We start from the raw sequence: 4,795 nt of genomic DNA on the forward strand, positions 1-4,795 counted from the left end.
CAACCTCACCAGCGCCTCTACCACTATCGCGCCCAATATCCCTATCCCCATGATGAACATATAAGCCATGATGGCCACAAGGTCAGTCCACCCCGGAGCCTGTTGGCTTATGGCAATGTACAGCATGTATATAAGGCCAACTATATTCGATATCGTTGAAATCCCGAAATAAACCTTAAAACCCAGATATCCCCCTATGGTTGTTATCAGCGAAGTAAGGGTAGATAAAATGGCAAAACCCATTATGTTCCTTCCGCTTATTTCGGGTCCCAGTATCAGCTTAAATATGATAAACAGGGCAAGCGTAAAGATAAATATTCCTCCCAAGATTACAAACCACTTCTTATCATATCTCTCGGGCAGTCTCAGCATAAAATAAAAATCTCCTTTTCACTCCTTATAATTCCTGTAGGCCGCACACACCTCATTATCCATAAGCACCAGCACAGCCGCCTCTCCCGTCCCATCCCTTTCGGTTATGGGAATCGATTCGGTGTTCACCCTGCTCACCGTGCCATCCTTCTGTTGTAGTATGACCTCATACGGGTCTTTCACATAAAAGGCAGCAATAAGGTGGCTTCCGTTGGACTTACCCTTGGTAAAGCGTATGGTCCTAAAACCTACGCCACCTCTGCCCTGGGGTTGATAGTCAACCAGCAGGGTGCGCTTGACAAAACCCCTATCGGTAACCACCACCATCTCGCCTTCGTCATCCACCTCGCAGGCAAAGATCACCTGGTCATCCTCCTTAAGCCTTATGGCCTTTACGCCTTTTGCCGTCCTGCCCATCACCGGCACCTCATCTCCGTGAAAGCGTATGCTCATGCCCTGCCTGGTGATGAGCATGACGTCTTTATCCCCTCGGCTCAGCTCAACGGCCACTACCCTATCGCCTTCATTGAGCCCGCAGGCCTGTATCCTGGTCTTTTTGGCATCGTACTCGGTAAGCGATGTTCTCTTTATCATGCCCAGAGCTGTATAGAACTGTACATATTGGCCTTCTGAAAACTCTTTAGTTGACAGCACCGCCACCGGCCTTTCCCCGCCCTCAAGGGAACTTATCAGCGTATGCAGCAGCACGCCCCTGTCACGCCACTTCCCTTCAGGTATGGCGCTGCAGGATAAGGTATAACAGTTGCCCGCATCGGTAAATATGAGCACTTTGTGGTCGGTGGCCGATTCAACTACGAACTCCACATAATCCCCGTCACCGGTTTCGACGCTTTCGACGTCCCGGCTGGAGCGACTGTACGACTTGGCCGGAATCCTCTTTATATACTGATTATGGGAAAGGACGATAACCGCATCCTCCACGTGTATCAAATCCTCGGCGTTTATCTCGGCTTCCTTGATATCCTCAATTATCTCCGTCCTGCGGGGATCCGCATATTTTTCCTTTATCTCTAGCAGCTCTTTTTTGATCACCTTGATCAATGCCTGTTCCGATGAGAGTATATTCTCCAGCTTCTTTATCTGCTTTACCAAATCCTCATATTCCTTCTTGAGATTGGATATCTCAAGGCCGGTGAGCCTTTGAAGCCTCATGTCAAGTATTGCCTGAGCCTGAACGTCGGTCAACTGAAACTTATCCATCAACCTCTGTTTCGCCTTACCGGGATTCTCGGATGAGCGTATGATGGCTATGACCTCGTCTATATTCTGTATGGCCACCATGAGCCCTTCCAGTACATGCTGCCGCGTCCTGGCCCTATCAAGCTCAAACCTGGTCCGACGAGTTACCACATCTTTTTGATGACGAATGTAGTAGTCTATGATAGCTTTAAGCCCAAGCTGCTGGGGCTTACCGTCGGCTATCACCACCATGTTGACCCCAAAGGTCACCTGTAGCTCGGAGTATTTATAGAGATAGTTAAGCACCTTCTCAGGGTCGGCATCCTTCTTAAGCTCTATGACTGCACGTATGCCCTGCCTGTCGGATTCGTCCCGTATGTCGGCAATGGCCGATAGTACCCCCTTTTTCTCCTCGCTCAGCCGCAATATCTTTTCCAGCAGGGCTGCCTTGTTGACCTGATAGGGCAACTCCTTGATGACCAGCAGCTTTTTGCCCCCGGAGGCGTTCTCTATCTCCACCTTTGCTCGCAAGTAAAACTTGCCGTGCCCCGTCTCGTAAGCCTTCCTTATCTCATCCTTGCCTATTATAATCCCCCCGGTAGGGAAATCGGGCCCCGGTATGATTTTCATCAGCTCGTCCAGCGAAATATCAGGGTTTTCCATCTGGGCTATTACCGCATCTATAGCCTCGCCCAGATTATGGGGAGGAATATTTGTGGCCATGCCCACAGCTATGCCCGAAGCGCCGTTGACCAATACGTTGGGGAACCTGCACGGCAGCATGTCGGGCTCCTTTAGAGTATCATCAAAGTTCAGGCTGAACTTCACAGTATCCTTATCGATATCCCTCAGCATCTCCAACGCCAAAGGCGTGAGGCGCGCCTCGGTATAGCGCATTGCGGCCGCCGTATCTCCGTCGATGGAGCCGAAGTTGCCGTGCCCATCCACCAGCAAGGCCCTCATGTTGAAATCCTGCGCCATCCTCACCATTGCGTCGTAAACCGATGCATCACCGTGAGGGTGATACTTGCCGAGGGTATCGCCCACAATTCTGGCAGACTTACGATGCGGCTTATCAGGGGTGAGCCCCAGCTCATACATGGTATAGAGTATCCTCCGCTGCACCGGCTTGAGGCCATCCTCCACCCTGGGCAGCGCCCGTTCCATTATGACGTATTCGGCATAAGGCAGTATGGACTCATGCATGACCTCTTCAAGGGGTTTTTGAATCACGTTATCCTGATTTTGTATAAATTCGTTATCCACCCTTTTCGGCGCCATACTTCAACTACACTCCCATCTCCTGCAAAACGTCTACTTTATTGAAATTGGCATAAGCGCATATATATTCCTTGCGCGGCTGTACCTTGTCCCCCATCAAAATGGTGACCAACCTATCGGCCTCGGCCGCATCCTCCACCGTCACCTGGATTATCTTCCTCTTTTTGGGGTTCATTGTGGTCTCCCACAGCTGCTCAGGGTTCATCTCCCCCAAGCCCTTATAGCGCTGTATGGTGTACTTCTTGCCCATATCCTTAACTACCTTCCTTAGCTCATCATCATTGTAAACGTATACTTCCCTTTTCCCATCGGTAACCCTGTACAGCGGCGGCAAGCCGATGTACAGATGTCCATTGGTGATGAGTTCCTTCATGTATCGGAAAAAGAAGGTCAATAAAATGGCCCTTATATGTGCCCCATCCTGATCGGCATCGGACAGTATGATCACTTTATGATACCTCAAATTGGCTAAATTGAAATCCTGGCCAATGCCCGTCCCCAACGCGGATATGATGGTAGCAAACTCCTCGTTGCTCAGCACCTGATCCAGCCTCTTCTTCTCGGCGTTAAGCGGCTTTCCGCGCAGAGGCAGTATAGCCTGAAATCTCCTGTCCCTTCCCTGCTTGGCCGACCCGCCGGCCGATTCGCCTTCCACGATAAACAGCTCGTTTAATCTGGGATCCCTGCCGGTACAGCTGGCCAGCTTGCCAACTAAGGGCGCTCCCTCCAGGCTGCTCTTCTTTCGCTCAATTTCACGGGCCTTCCTGGCCGCTTCCCTAACTTTAGCAGCCTTTATGGCCTTTTCTATGATCAGCTTGGCCGTCTCTCCATTGGCTGGCTGTTCAAGGTAATAGCTCAGCTGTTCGGAGACGATAGCCTCTATGGCCGTCCTCGCCTCGGTATTGCCCAGCTTGGTCTTGGTCTGACCTTCAAACTGCGCGTTGTTCATCTTAAGAGAAATAACCGCGGTGATGCCTTCGCGGAAGTCCTCCCCAGAAAGATTGGGGTCCTTATCCTTTAAATAATTGTACTTCCTGGCGTATTCGTTCAAAACCTTGGTGAGAGCCGATTTAAACCCCGTCTCATGGGTGCCCCCCTCAGTGGTGGGGATGTTGTTGACATATGAAAATATGCTCTCGGTATAGGAATCGGTATACTGTATGGCAATTTGGACGAATATGCCGTCCTTTTCCCCCTCCATATATATGATATCTTCATGAAGCACATTTTTATCCTCATTGAGATACTTTACAAAATCGACAACGCCGCCGTCATAGCAATAAACGCGCTTGCTGGCATCCGATACCCGCTCATCGCAAAACTCTATGGTCACTCCGCCATTCAAATAGGCCAGCTCTCTAAGCCGCCTTGAAACGATATCCGCATTCATGCGCACGTCTTCAAATATGCGATCGTCCGGAAGAAATCTCACCTTGGTGCCCGTCCCGGTAGCGCTGCCTATAACCTCCAGGGGAGTAACGGGCTTGCCCGCAATGACCTTCTTAAGCTGTGGGTCATATACGCTTTCAAACCTCTGTCGATAAAGCTTTCCGTTCCTCTTTACCTCCACTTCCAGCCATCGCGACAAGGCGTTTACCACCGATGCCCCCACGCCGTGCAAGCCTCCCGAGAAGCGATAGTTTTCGTTGTTGAATTTGCCACCGGCATGGAGGCGGGTGAATATCACTTCCACCCCAGGTATGCCCAAGGTGGGATGTATCTCCACCGGGATACCCCTGCCGTCATCCTCTACCGTTACGCTGTTATCCTGGTGTATGGTAACCGAAATCCTGGTTGCAAAGCCGTTGGCCGCTTCATCGATGGCATTATCAACGATCTCCCAAAGGAGATGATGAAGGCCCCGCTGGCCGGTCGAACCGATATACATCCCCGGCCGCATGCGCACTGCATCAAGGCCTTCCAGTACCTGTATGCTGCTGAC

General features: G+C 50.9%; 3 protein-coding genes. All 3 read right to left on the minus strand.

Annotated features, from left to right (window positions below):
* Positions 1-372: hypothetical protein (locus FWJ59_RS07890; RefSeq protein WP_414481403.1), on the minus strand; the 372-nt coding region annotated here is incomplete at its 3' end.
* An 18-nt stretch (positions 373-390) separates the two neighbouring features.
* A complete protein-coding gene (gyrA, locus tag FWJ59_RS07895; RefSeq protein ID WP_414481404.1) occupies positions 391-2,853 on the minus strand; it encodes a DNA gyrase subunit A in 2,463 nt (820 codons plus the stop codon).
* A 7-nt stretch (positions 2,854-2,860) separates the two neighbouring features.
* The coding region (gene gyrB / locus FWJ59_RS07900) for a DNA topoisomerase (ATP-hydrolyzing) subunit B (RefSeq protein WP_414481405.1) at positions 2,861-4,795 on the minus strand (1,935 nt) is incomplete at its 5' end.

It is taken from the genome of Caldicoprobacter sp., assembly GCF_047459465.1.
GTDB lineage: Bacteria > Bacillota > Clostridia > Caldicoprobacterales > Caldicoprobacteraceae > Caldicoprobacter.

Bases quoted from the DNA above. Each gene is read 5' to 3' on its own strand.
- gyrA (WP_414481404.1), bottom strand. From the start codon at position 2,853: ATGGCGCCGAAAAGGGTGGATAACGAATTTATACAAAATCAGGATAAC.